Annotated in this window: 13 protein-coding genes; 5 read left to right on the plus strand and 8 right to left on the minus strand. The window is 70.2% G+C overall.

Annotated features, from left to right (window positions below; genetic code table 11):
- The first annotated feature begins 203 nt into the window (after window positions 1-203).
- From ppc to fghA, 4 genes are all read left to right on the plus strand, one after another.
- On the plus strand, window positions 204-2960 hold the full coding sequence (gene ppc / locus K6753_RS11135; RefSeq protein ID WP_223676531.1) for a phosphoenolpyruvate carboxylase: 2757 nt from the start codon (window positions 204-206) through the stop codon (window positions 2958-2960).
- 272 nt (window positions 2961-3232) lie between these two features.
- Window positions 3233-3508: a formaldehyde-responsive transcriptional repressor FrmR gene (frmR, locus tag K6753_RS11140; RefSeq protein ID WP_223676532.1), complete on the plus strand. Its 276-nt coding sequence runs from the start codon at window positions 3233-3235 to the stop codon at window positions 3506-3508.
- A gap of 53 nt (window positions 3509-3561) precedes the next feature.
- Window positions 3562-4671 (plus strand): S-(hydroxymethyl)glutathione dehydrogenase/class III alcohol dehydrogenase, encoded by a 1110-nt coding sequence (locus tag K6753_RS11145; protein WP_223676533.1) that lies wholly within the window; start codon window positions 3562-3564, stop codon window positions 4669-4671.
- A gap of 145 nt (window positions 4672-4816) precedes the next feature.
- A complete protein-coding gene (gene fghA, locus K6753_RS11150) occupies window positions 4817-5647 on the plus strand; it encodes an S-formylglutathione hydrolase (RefSeq protein WP_223676534.1) in 831 nt (276 codons plus the stop codon).
- A gap of 78 nt (window positions 5648-5725) precedes the next feature.
- Here fghA and K6753_RS11155 read toward each other — a convergent pair whose 3' ends face one another.
- The 8 genes from K6753_RS11155 to K6753_RS11190 all read right to left on the minus strand — a co-directional run bounded on the left by K6753_RS11155 (window position 5726) and on the right by K6753_RS11190 (window position 15953).
- A complete protein-coding gene (locus tag K6753_RS11155) occupies window positions 5726-6427 on the minus strand; it encodes an adenine nucleotide alpha hydrolase (protein ID WP_223676535.1) in 702 nt (233 codons plus the stop codon).
- 265 nt (window positions 6428-6692) lie between these two features.
- Window positions 6693-7037 carry a hypothetical protein gene (locus K6753_RS11160; protein WP_223676536.1) on the minus strand — a complete coding sequence of 115 codons (345 nt, stop codon included), beginning with the start codon at window positions 7035-7037 and terminating at the stop codon, window positions 6693-6695.
- 172 nt (window positions 7038-7209) lie between these two features.
- Window positions 7210-10665, minus strand: a complete 3456-nt coding sequence (locus K6753_RS11165; RefSeq protein ID WP_223676537.1) for an amidohydrolase family protein — start codon at window positions 10663-10665, stop codon at window positions 7210-7212.
- A 205-nt stretch (window positions 10666-10870) separates the two neighbouring features.
- Window positions 10871-11812: a DegV family protein gene (locus tag K6753_RS11170; protein WP_223676538.1), complete on the minus strand. Its 942-nt coding sequence runs from the start codon at window positions 11810-11812 to the stop codon at window positions 10871-10873.
- Between the two features lie 102 nt (window positions 11813-11914).
- Window positions 11915-12550 (minus strand): 2-hydroxychromene-2-carboxylate isomerase, encoded by a 636-nt coding sequence (locus K6753_RS11175; protein ID WP_223676539.1) that lies wholly within the window; start codon window positions 12548-12550, stop codon window positions 11915-11917.
- A gap of 27 nt (window positions 12551-12577) precedes the next feature.
- Window positions 12578-12982, minus strand: a complete 405-nt coding sequence (locus tag K6753_RS11180; RefSeq protein WP_223676540.1) for a DUF1761 domain-containing protein — start codon at window positions 12980-12982, stop codon at window positions 12578-12580.
- 191 nt (window positions 12983-13173) lie between these two features.
- Window positions 13174-14511: an amidohydrolase family protein gene (locus tag K6753_RS11185; protein WP_223676541.1), complete on the minus strand. Its 1338-nt coding sequence runs from the start codon at window positions 14509-14511 to the stop codon at window positions 13174-13176.
- Window positions 14508-15953 carry an amidohydrolase gene (locus K6753_RS11190; protein ID WP_223676542.1) on the minus strand — a complete coding sequence of 482 codons (1446 nt, stop codon included), beginning with the start codon at window positions 15951-15953 and terminating at the stop codon, window positions 14508-14510. Before K6753_RS11190 ends, K6753_RS11185 begins: the two co-directional genes overlap by 4 nt.
- Before the next feature lie 395 nt (window positions 15954-16348).
- Between K6753_RS11190 and K6753_RS11195 the strand changes: the two genes are divergently transcribed.
- The gene (locus K6753_RS11195) at window positions 16349-17125 is read left to right on the plus strand and encodes an AMP nucleosidase (protein WP_223676543.1); all 777 of its coding nucleotides are present in this window, start codon (window positions 16349-16351) and stop codon (window positions 17123-17125) included.
- Window positions 17126-17130 lie beyond the last annotated feature (5 nt).

The raw sequence follows: 17130 nt of genomic DNA on the forward strand, positions 1-17130 counted from the left end.
GCTCGCGCTTTTACTTCGGCGGAGCCGAACGTCCATGGACGTCGGCTTCCACGGCATCAACCCGCCTCGAGGCAGCCGACACGGGGTCGTCTTGGGCATTTGGCGTGCGCCGCGGCAATTACGCCACCTGACGGACACTGCCCGCGCGACGCCGTCATTGCCCGACGACACCCCCACCCATCCGCCTGCGCTAGCCTTTGCGGATGACACCGACGACCGCCTCCGATCCCGCTGACGAGCCGCTGCGCACGTTCGATTTCGCCCCCACCGACAACCTGCTGCGCGAGGACGTCAAGCAGCTCGGCGCGCTGGTGGGCGAGATCCTGGCCGAGCAGCGCGGCCCCGCCTTCCTCGAAGCGGTCGAGCGCTTGCGCCGCGCCGCGATCGACCGGCGCGAATCCAACGCCCCCGTCGACGACCTCGCCACGGCGCTGCACGGCGTCGACCTCGCGCACGCCGCCGACCTGGTGCGTGCCTTCGCGAGCTACTTCCAGGCCGTGAACCTGGCCGAGCGCGTGCACCGGATCCGCCGCCGCCGCGACCACGAACGCGCCGAGCACGGCGCCCAGCCCGAGGGCCTGCTCGACACCGTGACCCGGCTGGCAGGCGAAGGCGTGGACGCCGACACGATGGCCGCGCTGCTGGAACGGCTGCGCATCGAACCGGTGTTCACCGCCCACCCCACCGAGGCGGTGCGCCGCGTGCTGCTGGAGAAGGAACGCCAGATCGTGACGTGCCTGGTCGCCGACATCGACCGCGGCCGCACGCCGGCCGAGCGGCGCGCCGACCGTGAGCGGATGCGCCTGGCGCTGACCGCCAGCTGGCAGACCGCCGAGGCACCGGCCGCGCGGCAGAGCGTCAACGACGAGTTCGAGCACGTCGGCTTCTACCTCGCCGAGGTGCTGTACCGCGTGCTGCCGGTCTTCCATGAGACCTTGGCCGACGCGCTGGAATCGACCTACGGGCGCACGTTCGAGCTGCCGCCGCTGCTGGGCTTCGGCACCTGGGTGGGCGGCGACATGGACGGCAACCCGAACGTCGGCGCCGACACCATTGCCGCGTCCCTGGCCGGCCAGCGCGGCCTGGTGCTGGCCGCGTACCGGCGCGACCTGCGCGCGCTGGCCGAGCTGCTCAGCCAGTCCACCGTGCGCGTGCAGGTCGACGACGCGGTGCTGGAACGGCTCGAGGCCTACCGGGCCCTGATGCCGTCGGAGGCGGCCGCGCTCAAGCCGCGCCACGCCGACATGCCCTACCGCAACCTCCTGACGCTGATGGAGGCGCGGCTGGCCGCGACGGCGCGAGAAGAGCCGGCCGGCTATCCGGACGCGGCGTCGTTCCTGGGTGACGTGCAGCTGATCGAGGCCAGCCTGCTGGCGCACGGCGGCGAGCACGCCGGCGCATTCGCGGTGCGCCGGCTGCGGCGGCGCGCCCAATGTTTCGGCTTCCACCTTGCCAGCCTCGACCTGCGCCAGGACTCGGCGATGCACGACGCCGCGCTGGCGGCACTTCTCGAGAACCCGGACTGGGCAGACCGGCCCGTGGCCGAGCGTGTCGCTGCATTGCACGAGGTGATTGCCGGCCACCAGCCCACACCCGCGGTCGAGCCGGAGGCGGCGGCCTCGACGCTCGCGGTGTTCCGCACCGTTGCCGAGCTGCGTCCGCGGCTGGGCACCCGTGCGTTCGGCCCGTACATCATCAGCATGAGCCGCACCGCCGCCGATGCGCTGGCGGTGCTGGCGCTGGCGCGGATCGCGCACTGCGTCGACGACGACGGCCAGGTGCCGCTCGACGTCGCGCCGCTGTTCGAAACCGTCGCCGACCTGGAGGCCGCGCCCGACACGCTGCGCCAGCTCTTTGCCGATCCCGTGTACCGCGACCACCTGGCTGCGCGCGGCAACCGCCAGGTCGTCATGCTCGGGTACTCGGACAGCGCCAAGGACGGCGGCATCGTCGCCTCACGCTGGGCGCTGCAGCAGACGCAGTTGCAGCTGACCCGGCTGGCCGGGGAAAGCGGCGTGCGCATCGCCTTCTTCCACGGCCGCGGCGGTTCCATCAGCCGCGGCGGCGGCAAGACCAGCCGCGCCGTGGTCGCCGCGCCGCGAGGTTCGGTCGACGGGTACCTGCGCCTGACCGAGCAGGGCGAGGTCATCCACCGCAAGTACGGCATCCGCGCGATCGCGCTACGCAACCTGGAGCAGGCCACCGGCGCGGTACTGCGCGCGACGCTGCGGCCGCGCCCCGCCGACGACCGCGAAGCGCGCTGGCGCGACATTGCCGGGGAACTCGCCCGCGATGCGCGTGCGCACTACCGCGCGCTGGTGCACGAGCACCCCGATTTCCCGGCGTACTTCCGCGCCGCCACGCCGATCGACGTGATCGAACGCCTGCGCATCGGCTCGCGCCCGAGCAAGCGCGCCGGGCCGGAGGCGGGCGTGGAGTCGCTGCGTGCGATCCCGTGGGTGTTCTCGTGGTCGCAGAACCGCTGCGGGCTGACCGCGTGGTACGGCGTTGGAACGGCACTCGCGGCCGCGCGCGAACGCCACGGCGACGCCGTGCTGGCCGAGATGGCGCGCGACTGGCCGTTCTTCGCCACCATGGTGGACGACGTGGAGATGGTGCTGGCCAAGTCCGACCCCGCCATCTTCGATCGCTACTCGCGCCTCGCCTCCGCGCTGCCCCAGGGTGACCTGCACGCCCGCCTGCATCCGCTCATCGCGGGCGAGTTCGACCGCACGCGCGACGCGATCCTCGCGATCAAGGGCCAGTCGGGCCTGCTGGAGAACGACGCGCGCCTGCGCCAGTCGATCCGCCTGCGCAACCCGTACGTCGACCCGATCAGCCTGCTGCAGGTCGACCTGCTGGCGCGCTGGCGCGAGGGTGGCCGTGAGGATGAAGCGCTGTTCCACGCGCTGGTGGCCACGGTCAACGGCATCGCCGCAGGCGTGCAGAACACCGGCTGACCGCCTGACCGGCGAGGGGCAGCGCATCCGCTACACCTCGCCCTGTAGGAGCGGCTTCAGCCGCGATGCCGTTGCCCGCCGCCTCGAACCTGCCCATGTAGGAGCGACGTAAGTCGCGACCGGAGTTCGGCGCCCCGCGCGGTCGCGACTTACGTCGCTCCTACAGAAGGTCTGCGAATGCACACACGGATTGCGAATTCACGAGCGCGGCTGAAGCCGCTCCTACAAGGGCGTCGGTATACTCACCCCCAGTATCCCGCTGACCGCTCTCGATGCCCCACACCCCCGAGGAAAAACAGCGCGTCCTCGCCCGCGTACGCCGTGTCCGCGGGCAGGCACAGGCACTGGAACGCGCGCTCGAGGACGGTGCGGAATGCGCGGCCGTGCTGCAGCAGATCGCCGCCATCCGCGGCGCGGTCAACGGCCTGATGTCGCAGGTGCTGGAGTCGCACCTGCGCGAGGAGCTCGGCCAGCCCGCGCTGTCGGACCGCAAGCGCAAGGCGCGCGTCGACGAGGTCGTCGGCCTGGTGCGCTCCTACCTGAAATGACGCGGCGCGCGTCTGTCGTGCCGCATTCCCTCCCCCCCGTTCCGGAGATCGCAATGAAATCACGTGCCGCCGTCGCCTTCGCCCCCGGCCAGCCACTGCAGGTCGTCGAGCTGGACGTCGCACCGCCGAAGAAGGGCGAAGTGCTGGTGCGCATCACCCACACCGCGCTGTGCCACACCGACGCCTTCACCTTGTCGGGCGAGGACCCGGAGGGCGTGTTCCCGGCGGTGCTGGGCCATGAAGGCGCGGGCATCGTGGTCGAAGTAGGCGAGGGCGTGACCAGCGTGCAGCCGGGCGACCATGTGATCCCGCTGTACACCGCCGAGTGCGGCGAATGCCTGTTCTGCAAGAGCGGCAAGACCAACCTGTGCGTGGCGGTGCGTGCGACGCAGGGCAAGGGCGTGATGCCCGATGGCACCACGCGGTTCTCCTACAACGGCGAGCCGGTCTACCACTACATGGGCTGCTCGACCTTCAGCGAGTACACGGTGGTTGCCGAGGTTTCGCTGGCGAAGGTCAACCCGGAGGCGAACCCCGAACACGTCTGCCTGCTTGGCTGCGGCGTCACCACCGGTATTGGTGCCGTGCACAACACCGCCAAGGTGCAGCCGGGCGACTCGGTCGCGGTGTTCGGGCTGGGCGCAATTGGTCTTGCCGTGATCCAGGGCGCAGTGCAGGCCAAGGCGGGGCGGATCATCGCCATCGACACCAACCCGGACAAGTTCGCGCTGGCACGCGAGATGGGCGCGACCGACTGCGTCAATCCGAAGGACTCCGATACGCCGATCCAGCAGGTCGTCGTCGAGATGACCGGCTGGGGCGTGGACCACAGCTTCGAGTGCATCGGCAACGTCAACGTGATGCGGGCCGCGCTGGAATGCGCGCACCGCGGCTGGGGCCAGAGCGTGATCATCGGCGTCGCCGGCGCGGGGCAGGAGATCAGCACGCGGCCGTTCCAGCTGGTGACGGGGCGCAAGTGGATGGGCACCGCGTTTGGTGGGGTCAAGGGCCGCAGCCAGCTGCCGGGCATGGTGGAGGACGCGATGCGCGGCGACATCCAGCTGGCTCCGTTCGTGACGCATACCCTGCCGTTGGACCGCATCAACGAGGCCTTCGACCTGATGCACGAGGGCAAGTCGATCAGGACCGTTATCAAGTACTGACGCCGATTCCCTTCTCCCGGCGGGAGAAGGTGGCCCGCAGGGTCGGATGAGGGTTCGGTGCAAACGAGCTGCAACACGCTCGCGTCGGACCCTCACCCCAACCCCTCTCCCGGTGGGAGAGGGGCTTCAGGAAAAGGATTGAGCCATGCAGAAGATCGAATCCCACGCCAGCTTCGGCGGCACGCAGGAAGTCTGGCAACACGCGTCCAGCACGCTGGGCTGCGACATGAAGTTCGCCGTCTACCTGCCGCCGCAGGCGGCCGACGGCCCGTGCCCGGTGTTGTACTGGCTCAGCGGCCTGACCTGCACCGAGCAGAACTTCATCACCAAGGCCGGCGCGCAACAGCACGCGGCCGAGCACGGCCTGATCCTGGTTGCCCCCGACACCAGCCCGCGGGGCGAGGGCGTGCCCGACGGCGACGGCTACGACCTCGGGCTGGGCGCCGGCTTCTACCTCAACGCCACGCGTGCGCCGTGGGACACGCACTACCGCATGCACGACTACGTGGTCGATGAGCTGCCGGCGCTGGTGGACGCGCATTTCCCGACCACAACCGCGCGCGGCATCAGCGGACACTCGATGGGCGGCCACGGCGCGCTAGTGCTGGCGCTGCGCAACCCGGGCCGCTACCGCAGCGTGTCGGCGTTCTCGCCGATCGTCGCGCCCTCGCGCGTGCCGTGGGGCGAAAAGGCGTTCACCGCCTACCTGGGCGATGACCGCGATGCGTGGAAGGCATGGGACGCGTGCGAGCTGGTGCGCGATGCCGGCCAGCGCGTGGAGTTGCTGGTCGACCAGGGCGATGCAGACGAGTTCCTCGAGGAACAGTTGCGCCCGGAGCTGCTTCGCGAAGCCTGCGGCGTCGCCGGCCATTCGGTGCAACTGCGCATGCAGCCCGGCTACGACCACAGCTATTACTTCATCGCCAGCTTCATCGGCGACCACCTGGCGCACCACGCCCGTGCGTTGAAGGGCTGAGCGCGCGATGTAGGAGCGGCTTCAGCCGCGACCGGAGTCGTTACCCAACGTCGGTCCCGATCGCGGCTAAAGCCGCTCCTACAAGATCCCGTTCGAACCGGTGCTATCGGGCTGCAGCACGAAATCGGTATAGGCGAAGCGCCCGTCACGCAGCACCGTCTCGCCCCGCGCCACCGGCAGCGGCGCGGTGAACATCGGGCCCGCGTGCACCAGCGTGTGGAACTCGCCGTTCTCGCCGCACGGGTCGCACGACGCGGGCAGTGCGTCGAGCAGGGAAGCATCGAAATCCCGGCCACTGAACGCGGCGTCCAGCTGCTGTGTGTCCACGCAACACAGCGTGGCGCGCAGGCCACCGGCGATCATTGCGTTCGCGAGTGCCCCGGTGTCGCTGCCGAACAGGGGGAACAGCGGCGACCACCCGAGTCGCGCACACAGCGCCTCGCGCCACGCACGGATATCGGCCAGGAACAGGTCGCCGAACGCCAGCGTCGACAGCCCCGGCCAACGCGCCTGTGCACGCCTCAAAGCGTCGGCGAACGAGGTTTCATAGACGGCGTTGTCGGCGCGTTGCGGGATCCAGGCTTCGATCACCGGCAGGCCGGCGGCGTCGGCCTGCGCGTGCAGCACGTCGCGGCGGATGCCCTGCATCGAGACGCGGTCGAAGCCCTCGGTCAGCGTGGTCAGCAGGCCGACCACGCGCACGTCGCCGCGCTGGCGAAGGGTGTGCAGCGTCCACGCGGCGTCCTTGCCACCGCTCCAGGAAAGCAGGATGTCGGTCATGGGGGGATTATCGCCGGTGTGATCGTGACGCACGCCGTATCGGCGATCGCGCCCTGTAGGACGAACCTGTAGGAGCGGCTTCAGCCGCGAGCGCTTTCCCGGAAGGCCTTCACGTGTAGGAGCGACGTGAGTCGCGACCGCGCCAGCCGGGCGGGATTACGGTCGCGACTTACGTCGCTCCTACAAGGGAGTGGCGATGCGCGGGTAAGGCCCTCGCGGCTGAAGCCGCTCCTACATAAGCATGGGGGTACCCGAGCGCGACGCCTCAGGCGGCGGTTACGTCGCGCAGTTCCCAGGCGCTGCCGGCCAGCAGGCGCAGGCGCTGCTTGAGCACGTGGCCGGGGATGGAGCTGGTCACCTGCAGGTCGATGTGCAGGTCGTGCTGTTCGCCATGCACCACGGCATTCGGGTCGGTTACGCCGAGGGCCGGGTCGACCTCGTCGGGCTCGTCCTGCAGCAGGCGCCAACGCTCGAACAAGGCGGGTTCGCGCAGGGCGTCCTGCAACTGCTCGGCGAAGCCGCCTGCGCCCTGCGCGGTGAACGACAGCGACGGCGTGGTGCCCCGTGCGCGGCTGCCATCGGGGAGTCGGATGTAGTAGCGGGTGGCCATGGTCGGCATCTCGTTCTGGGATGGGGTCAGCGTAGGCGGCCGCGGCTCCACCGGCCGTGAACGGTCCACCACCGGGGTGCCCCTTCCCCTCCCGGGAAGAACGGGGCGCCCGGCCCGCCGGACGCCCCGTTGCCGGCCCCGCGCCCGTCGCGCGATCCGGCCCCCTGCGTTCTCAGTGAACGTGGCCCGCGCCGCCCTTCGGACAATGGCAGACCGCGGTCGGCCCGAACTGGGTGCCGAAGGTCTGGCCGTCGCGGTGGCGCTGCCAGTAGAAGACTGGCGCGGGGGCGGCGTCATTGCCGATCTCGGCCATGTCGGCGTCCACGTCGAACAGGCGGCCATCGACCATCACGTAGCGCGTGTCGATGGTGGCGCGGATGTTCTCCAGCGGGTTGCTGTCGAGCACCACCAGGTCGGCCTGCTTGCCGACTTCCAGCGAGCCGATCTGCCGCGACAGGCCCAGGTAGTCGGCGCCGTCGATGGTGAACGCGCGCAGCGCCTCGAAGTTGGAGAACCCGCCCTGGGTCAGCATCCACGCCTCCCAGTTCGGGCTCAGGCCCTGCAGCTGGCCGTGGCCGCCGACCTGGATCTTGACCCCGGCATCGCGCAGCGTCTTCTTGGCCTTGGCGACCTCGATGTGCCAGTAGTCCCAGTCCGGCGCGGTCTCGCGGCGGATGCTGCGCGCGTCCAGCGTCTCGCGCGGGAAGAAGCGGTTGAGCTTCTCGTCCTCCCACACGTTGTCGCGGGCGTACCACCAGTACTCGCCCGACAGCCCGCCGTAGCTCACCACCAGCGTCGGCGTGTTGCGCACGTCGGTCTGCGACCACATCTGCACGACGTCCTTGTAGAGCGGCGCGACCGGCACGTTGTGCTCGATGCCGGTGGCGCCGTCCAGGATCATCGTCATGTTGTGGTGGAAGGTGGAACCGCCTTCCTCCACCACCAGCATGCCCAGCTCGCGCGCGGCGGCGTTGATCTGCTGGCGCTGGTCGCGGCGCGGCTGGTTGTAGCTCTTCACCGAGAACGCGCCGTTCGCCTTCATGCGCCGCAGGTGGCTGCGCGCGTCGTCCAGCGAATTCACCACCGCCTTGAAGTCGCCGTCGGCGCCGTAGAGGATCGTGCCGGTGGAGAACACGCGCGGGCCGACCATGCGCCCGGCCTTCTGCAGCTCGGCTTCGGAGAACACGAACTCGGTCGTTGCCGACGGGTCATGCATGGTGGTGATGCCGAACGCCAGGTTGCTGTAGTACGCCCAGTTCTGCTGCGGGACGACGCCCTGGCCGAAGTGCGCGGCGTGCGCGTGCGCGTCCACGTAGCCCGGGACGATGGTCTTGCCGCTGGCGTCGATGACGTTGGCGCCGGCGGGGATGTCGACCGACGCGCCCACGGCTTCGATCACGTCGCCGCGCAGGACGATCGTGCCGTTCTCGATGACTTCCTCGGCGTTCTCCGCATCGCGCATGGTGACGATGCGCGCGTTGGTGAAGGCCACCACTTCGTCGGGCGCGTCCACCGCCACGGTCAGGCCCATCGGGATGCCCGGCTCCTCGAAGCTGGGCTTGGCCGGTTCGGCCGGCGCGCCGGGCAGGAAGGCGACGGCCTGGTCGAGTTCGCGCGAGTGGTAGCGGTCGCCCACCATCCAGTGCAGCGACTTCGAGTCCGCGCCCCAGTGCAGGTAGCTGCCCACGTCGGCGCTGACCTGCGTCACCGGCACCGCCTTGCTCTCCTTGCTCAACTCCACGGCCTTGCCGGTGGTGACCAGCGGGGCGACGTAAGCGTTGAACAGCTCGGTGAAGGCGACCCACTTGCCGTCCGGGCTCAGCTGCACGGCGTCGACGTACTTGAGGTCGAACACCTCGCGCGGGTCCTCGCCGTTGAGGCCGACCGACATCAGCTTCTTCTCCAGCCCGCCGCCGGTCAGGTAGTACACGCGCGTGCCGTCGGCGTTGAACTGCGGGGACTCGCCGCTGTCGGCCACGCGCACCGCCTCGCCACCGCCGGCGGGCATCACGTAGATGCCGCGCTCCTGCGACCACAGGCTGCCGGTCAGGCCGCCGCCGCCGGTCTTGCTGTAGACGATGCGGCGGCCGTCGGGCGAAAACCTCGGCCCGTAGTAGAAGCCCTTCTCGTCGGTCAGGCGCTTGCCGGTACCGCCGCCATTGGCGTCGCGCACGTAGATCGCGCCCAGCGCTTCGTCCGACCACGTCGTGTACAGCAGCTTGCGGCCGTCGGCGCTGAAGCTGGGCTGATATTCGTACAGGCCGTCGTTGCCGGTGAGGCGCTGCGGCGTGCCGCCCGGCAGCTGCTTGCGCCACAGGTGGCCGACTGCGTGGAACACCACCGAGCGGCCGTCGGCGCTGGTGGCGACGTCGCGGATCATCTTCGGTGCGAAGCTGCCTTCGTCGATGGTCTGCTCGAAGCGCAACGCGTCGGTGGCCGTCTGCTCGACGCTGGCGGTGAACGGGATGTTGCGCGTCTCGCCGCTGGCGATGTCGACGCGCCACAGCTTGCCCTGCGCCCACAGCACCACGGCGCGGTTGTCCGGCGTCCAGTCGAAGCCCGTGTATGGCCCGAAGATCGCCCACGCCTCCTGCTGGTCATGGCTCAGCCCGTCCCACACCGGGCGCACCAGGCCGCTGGCCAGGTCCATCACGTGCAGCACCGACTTGTCGCGGATGCGCTTCACGAATGCCAGCGACGTGCCATCGGGCGAGGGCTGCGGGCGCACCGCACCGCCGGCGGTCCCGATCAGCGTCTTGATCTCGCCGGTCTCGCGGTCCAACCGCTTGATCGCGTAGATCACCCCGTGCGGGTCCTTGTTGTACTGGAAGGTCGGGCCCTGGCTGACGTCCTCGGAGAAGTAGACGTAGCGGCCGTCGGGCGACACCGCCGGTTCGCCCAGGTCCTGCTGGTCGTTCTTCTGCTTGGTCAGCTGTACGCCGCCGCCGGCGCCCTGCGTGCCGCTGTGGTGGTACATCCACAGCTCGCCCGCACCGAGCGAGCGCTCGCCGGTGAAGTGCTTGCGGCCGATGATGAACTGGCCGTCCGGCGTCCACGCCGGGTTGTTGAGCAGGCGGAAGTCCTCCTTCGTGACCTGCACCGGGTTGCGGCCGTCGGTGTCGATGCGCCACAGGTTGTTGCCGCCGCCGCGGTCGGAAGTGAACGCCAGCTCCCGGCCGTCGGGCGAGAAGCGCGGCTGCACGTCCCACGCCGGGCCGCTGGTGACGCGCTGCGCGGTGCCGCCGCCGATGGGCAGCAGGTACAGGTCGCCCAGCAGCGAGAACGCCAGCTGGCGGCCGTCGGGCGAGACGTCGACATCCATCCACGTGCCTTCGTCGGTGTCGAAGCGGATGGTTTTCGTCGGGCCGTGCGCAGCCGACACGTCCCACTTCGCCTCCTCGGCCTCGCCGTCCTTGCGGGCGCCGCGCGCGGTCTGCAGCGGTGCCTGCGCCGGGTCGTTGCCGACCGGGTCGAGCGCGTCCTGCTCCAGTTGCACGGGCGGCGCGTCGTTGTCTTCCGCCTGTTCCCGCGGCGAGGGCTGGGGCGCGGGTTGCGGCTGCTGGGCGAAGGCGGGGGTGGCGAGCGCGCTGGCGAGCGCGAGGACGAGCAGGCGACGAGTCGGGATCATTGCAGGGCCGATGGCGAACGAATCCCGCAGCCTAGCGGCGATCCGCCCGAGCCATGTAGGCCGGAAGTCCTGCCGGGCCGTGCCGCATGTGGCGGTTCGGGTGTTTGCACGTTTCTCTGTAGGAGCGGCTTCAGCCGCGATCGGCCGCCCGCGCCAGTGGCATGGGGCGGTGTTCGCGGCTGAAGCCGCTCCTACAGGAGGCGCGTTACTCGAACGGCATCGTCTCGGCAGCGAAGCCCACGATCAGCGCCCCCTTGCCGACGTTGACCATGCCGGTGAGGCTCATGACGCTCTCGAACAGCTCGATGTTGTGCTCCGCGCAGGCGTCCTTCAGGCGGGTGTAGCCCGGCAGCGCGCGCATTTCCTCCAGCTCGCCGCCGTAGCTCAGGCAGACGGTGGGGGTCATCAGGCCGGCGCGGATGCGCCTGATGGTGAAGTCGAACAACCGCTCGACCGCCGGCTCGAAGCCCTTGATCTTGGCCACCGGCGCGGTCTCGCCGCGGTTGCAGTGCAGCACCGGCTTGATGTCCAGCGCGCTGCCCAGCGCGGCGCTGAGCAGGCTGACGCTGCGGTCGTTCTTCTTGCGCGCGCGGGCGCGCAGGTAGTAAAGGTCGCGCGGCACCATGTAGCCCTGGGTGTGCAGGGCGAGGTTCTCCAGGCGGGCGCGGATCTTGGGTGCGCCTTCGCCCGCGTCGCGCAGGCGCACGGCCTCCACCGCGGTGATGCCTTGGGCCGAGAACAGGTTCTGGGTGTCGATCACGCGCAGGGCGAACGGCGTGGTGTTGCCGGCCGCGGCGCGCACCGACTTGTAGTCGTTGAGGATCGCGAAGCTGGCCTGCTGCGCGTTGTCGAAGATCGGGCTGCGGCTGCGCGTGATCGTCATGCAGAACACGTAGTCGTAGTCGATCACCAGGCGCTGCAGGAACAGGTCCCGGATCTGCTGCACCGTGAAGGGCATGGTCTCGGCTTCGGCACCGCGCTCGGCGACGTGGGCGTGCAGGAACTCCAGCGTCGCCTCTTCGTCGCGGTGGTCGGCCAGCACCGCCTCGCCGATGCGGACGGTGATCGGCAGCACCGTCACGTCGTGCTGCTTCAGGTATTCCAACGGCAAGTCGCAAGCCGAATCGACGACGAGTCCAATGCGCATGATCCCCCCCGGGTGCTACGCCCCAAAAATGTGACGCGGAGCATACATTGGGCCGCTGCCGCACTCATGCTGCATCGCGGCGCCCGGCCGCCCGGCCGGTGGTCAGGGCTGGCGGCGGATCCCCGCCGGCAGCGCACTGACCCGCGTCATCCCGGTATCGGCCAGCAGCGCTGGATCCTTGAGGGCGGCCAGGGCGAAGTCGTGGGCGTCGTTGCCCCAGAACAGCTCGCCGTCGATCGAGAGCGTCGGCACCCCGAAGACGCCGGCCTCGATGGCCGCTTCGGTGTTGGCGCGCAACGCGGCCTTGGTCGCATCGGCACCGAGCAGGGCCGGGTCGACGCCCAGGGCCTGGGCGAGGGGCGCGATGGCCTCGACGCTGTCGGCGGCGCGGCCGTCACGCCAGATCCAGCTGAAGACCGCATCCACGGCCGCGTGCGTGCTGCCGGCGGCGATGCACAGGCGCAGCGCGGGCAGCGGATTGAACGGGTGCGCGGGCGGGAACTCCAGCGGCACGCCCTCGCGGCGGGCCTGCCACAAGACGTGGCGGTAGGTGAACTCGCGTTTCCCGGCGATCTCCGCCGGGCCCTTCTGCCCGTGCGCGCCGAGCACCGCGCCAAACATCAGCGGCACCGGCGTGACCGGCGCCTCCAGCGTGCCGTCCTCGTGCAGGCGGCGCACCTTCTGCCACTGCAGGTAGGAGAACGGCGAGATGAAATCGAAGTACCAGAGCACGGCCATCGCGGGACTCCAGGGGGTCGGGTGGCGTCAGCGCCAGAGGCCCAGGATCAGGCCGTACAGCGAGAACTGCAGCACGTGGTAGCCCGAGTCGATCATCCACAGCTTCACGCTGCGCTGGGAAAACGCGTAATTGATGCCGAAGCTCATCGCCACGAAGAACACGCCCACCACGAAGCCGGCGCCGAAGCCGTCGGCGGCGCTGGCCCCGGGCGGCAGGAACGCGGCGAACATCAGCGCCGACAGCAGGCTGCACACGAACGCGGTGGCAAAGATGCGCCCCTGGTGCGGCGGCGCGACCGCCGGGTCCATGCCCATCTCGCGGCACCAGGCGTTCTTGAACACGCCGTACCAGAGCCCGCCCAGTGCGAATGCGGAAACCGCGGCGACGAGGATGGCGAGCCAGTTGAGGTCGAGGTCGGGCAGGGGCGGCATGGCGGCGTCCGGTGGTGGGATCGGCGAAGCCTAGCGCGGTTGGCGAACGGCCCACCCCGTCATCGTGGCGGCGATACCCCTCCCCCTGCTTGCAGGGGGAGGTTGGGAGGGGGTGCTCTCCGGGCTGCGTCGGCTTAAAAGCACCCCTCCCTAACCCTCCCCTGCACAGCAGGGGAGGGAGTTGAGTCACCTCAGCGCGCCGTATCCCCCGACGGATACGCCCGCGGCAGGCCGCCGTTGTCGGCCGGCACCTTCGTGCGCAGGTAGCGGTCGCGCAGTTCGGTCTGGCGGCTGCGCATCGGGATCGCGCGGCCGTCCATCCACACCTGCAACGCCACCGCGTTGACCTCCAGCGGGTCGCCGCTCCACAGCACCAGGTCGGCGCGTTGGCCCGGCGCGATGCGCCCGACCTCGTCGCCCACGCCCAGCGCTTCAGCGGGGATGGTGGTCAGGCCGGCGAGGCCCTGCTCCCATGGCAGCCCGGCAGCCACGGCGTTGCCCGCCAGCTGGCGGATCTTGCGCGCGTTGTGGCTGCCGTCGCCGCTCTGCGCGAAGCTCACCGGCACGCCGGCGGCATGCAGGCGCGCGGCGTTTTCCATGGTCGCGCCGACCTGGTCGAAGTTGGCCGGCAGGTTGCCCAGCGGGTCGACGAACACCGGCACCTTCGCCGCGGCCAGTTCCGGCGCGAGCTTCCAGGCCTCGGCGCCGCCTGCAATGGCGATGCGCACGTTGTGGCGCTTCGACCAGCGCAGCAGCTGGCGGATGTCGGCGGCGCGATGCACGCCGACCACGACGCGCCCGCCACCGTCCAGGTAACTGGCCAGGGTGCGGCGTCCGGCCGGCGTCAGCAGCGCGGCGTTGGCGTCGGGGCCGATGCGGCCGCGCACCTCGTCGATCAGCTGGTCCAGGATCATCCACTGCGCGGCGCGCGAGTTACCGCTCAGGCCCGCCGCACCGCTGCCCAGGTCGACGAACAGCACCTTGGCGCCGACCGGGTCCGGGTCGCCGTCGAGCCGCACGACTCCGCCCTGGCCGCCGATGATCGAGCCACCGCTGGTGGTGTTGGCGCCCAGCAGCGTCCAGCCGATGCCCTCCACGCGCGCCACCGGCACCAGCACCGAGGACGGGTTGTAGGCCAGGGTCACGTCGAATTCCGGGCGCACCGTCATCTGCTTGGTTTCCGCGCCGAGCCCGAGCGAGGCGTCTACCGTGCTGCGCTCGCCGGAGACCTCCTCCAGGCCGATCTCGGTGATGCCGCCAAACAGCGTCGGCGTCAGGGGCCGGCCCTGCGCGTCCACGGTCTGCGCGCCGGCCGGGGCCGACAGTCCCGTGCCGACTTGGCGGACGACGCCGCCGGTCACCAGCACGTCGGCGTTCTCCAGCGTGCCCTGCGCGCCGGCGGTGTGGACTTTTGCGTTGCGGATCAGCAGAGCCTGCCCCGGACTTGATCCGGGGTCCTGCGCGCTGGCAGTCAGTGCCAGGACCGAGAGCGTGGCCGCGGCCAGCGCCTTCATCGCGAGGCGGCTCATCGCACACCTCCGCTCATGCCGGCGGCATCGGTGGCGCCTTGCCCCAACATGAAGTCCGACACCGGCTGGCGGCTGCGGTCATTGCGGTCGTAAAGGCGCGCGCCGTCCACATACACCTGCTCGGCCTGCGCGTAGACGCTGAAGGGGTTGCCGTTCCACAGCACGACGTCGGCCATCTTGCCTTCCTCCAGCGTGCCGGTCTCATCGAGGATGCCCATCGATTTGGCGGGGTTGGCGGTGACCCAGCGGATCGCGCGCTCGGGTGCGATCTGCATGCCGGCGCGGCCGGCGCTGGCCATCACCTTGGCGGCCTCCTGGTTGAGGCGCTGGATACCTTCGTCCGAATCCGAATGCACGATCGCGCAGCTGCCGTCCGGGCGGTCGACCAGCGCGATGTTCTCCTGGATGCCGTCGAAGGCCTCCATCTTGAAGCCCCACCAGTCGGCCCACAGCGCGCCGCACACGCCTTCCTCGGCGAGGCGGTCGGCCAGCTTGTAGGCCTCCACGCCGTGGTGGAAGGCGGCGATCTTGAAGCCGAACTCGTCGGCCAGGTCCAGCATCGTCGCCATCTCGTCGGCGCGGTAGCAGTGGATGTGCACCAGGATGTCGCCGTTGATGGCGCCGGCCAGCGTGTCCAGCTTGAGGTCGCGCTTGCCGCCGGTGTCGGCGTCGCTGTCGACGGCGTCGTCGCCCTGCCACCAGCGGCGCTTGCGCGGCGTGCTCTCGGGGGTGTTCTTGTCGAGGTACTCGGCCGCGTCGATGAACGCCGCGCGGTAGCCGGCCACGTTGCCCATCCGCGTCGACGGGCCGCCCTTCTGGCCGTACACGCGCTTGGGGTTCTCGCCGCAGGCCATCTTCAGGCCCCACGGCGCGCCGGGGAATTTCATCGCCTGATAGGTCGCGGCCGGCACGTTCTTGAGCGTGACGCCGCGGCCGCCGACCAGGTTGGCGCTGCCGGGCAGGATCTGCAGCGAGGTCACGCCGCCGGCCAGGGCCGCGGCAAAACCCGGGTCCTGCGGCCAGACGGAGTGCTCGGCCCACACCGCAGCCGTCACCGGCGCGGTCGCCTCGTTGCCGTCGCTGTGTGCGTGCATGCCGGGGCTGGCGTACACGCCCAGGTGCGAGTGCACGTCGATCAGGCCCGGCGTCACCCACTTACCGGTGCCGTCCACGCGCGTGGTGCCGGCCGGCGCCTGCAGCGCGCGACCCACCGCGGCGATGCGCCCGTCCTGCATCAGCACATCGGCGCCGTCCAGGCGCTCGCCGGTCCCCGTCAGCACGGTGGCGTTGGTAAGCAGCACCGGGCCGGCGGCGATCGCCTGGTAGGTGCTGGGGTAGGGGTCGGCGACGAAGCGCGAGGGCGCCTCGCTGGCACCGGCGGCGGTGCACGCCAGCGCGGCGGCAAGCGCCGTCGCCAGCGCGGCGGTGTGAGGTCGAAGCATGGTGTGGATCCCCGAAAAGTGCGGCGCCGTTGGGCGCTCGAGACGGCACGATGACAGCCCTCGCACCGTAGCCCCGGGGGTGGGGCGTGCCAACCCTGACGATGGTCATGCACCGCAGTGACGGGGTTGGCGTTATCGACTGACCAGACTCCGCAAGGTTGCGTTCTCTTCGTCCGCTCCATGCCGTCATCCCGGCGAACGCCGGGATCCATCCTGATCTTCGCTTCATGCGCGCTGTTGCGACGACGCTGCCGAAGTCGACAGTCAAAATGGGTCCCAGCGTCCGCTGGGACGACGGTCCCGAAGATCCGTAAGCTCGTCCAGCCCCTGGCCCCTGGCCCCTAGCCCCTAGCCCCTAGCCCCTAGCCCCCAATCCCCCAATCCCCCAATCCCCCATGAAAGACAAAGACCAGATCGTCACCAACTGGCTGCCGCGCTACACCGGCGTGCCGCTGGACGGCTTCGGCGAGCACATCCTGCTGACCAACTTCGGCGGCTACCTGCACACCTTCGCCCGCCTCACCGGTGCCGAGGTCGTCGGGCTGGACCGGCCGATGCCCAGCGCCACCGCCGACGGCATCACCATGATCAACTTCGGCATGGGCAGCCCCAACGCGGCCACGCTGATGGACCTGCTGTCGGCGATCTGCCCGAAGGCGGTGCTGTTCCTGGGCAAGTGCGGCGGGCTCAAGAAGAAGAACCAGCTCGGCGACCTGGTGCTGCCGATCGCGGCGATCCGCGGCGAGGGCACCTCCGACGACTACCTGCCGCCGCAGGTTCCGGCGCTGCCGGCGTTCGCTCTGCAGCGCGCGGTGTCGACGATGATCCGCGACCTCGGCCACGACTACTGGACCGGCACCGTCTACACCACCAACCGCCGCGTGTGGGAGCACGACGACGCGTTCAAGGAACGCCTGCGCGAGATGCGCTGCATGGCCATCGACATGGAGACCGCGACGATCTTCGCCGCCGGCTTCGCCAACCGCATCCCGTGCGGCGCGCTGCTGCTGGTGTCCGACCAGCCGATGATCCCGGAAGGCGTCAAAACCGAGCTGTCGGATGCGCGCGTGACCAGCGACTTCGTCGACAACCACATCCAGGTCGGCATCGAGGCACTGCGGCTGATCCGCCGCCACGGCAAGTCGGTGCGGCACCTGCGCTTCGACGAGTGACGCGC

This window comes from Novilysobacter selenitireducens, from assembly GCF_020026895.1.
Lineage (GTDB): Bacteria > Pseudomonadota > Gammaproteobacteria > Xanthomonadales > Xanthomonadaceae > Lysobacter_C > Lysobacter_C selenitireducens.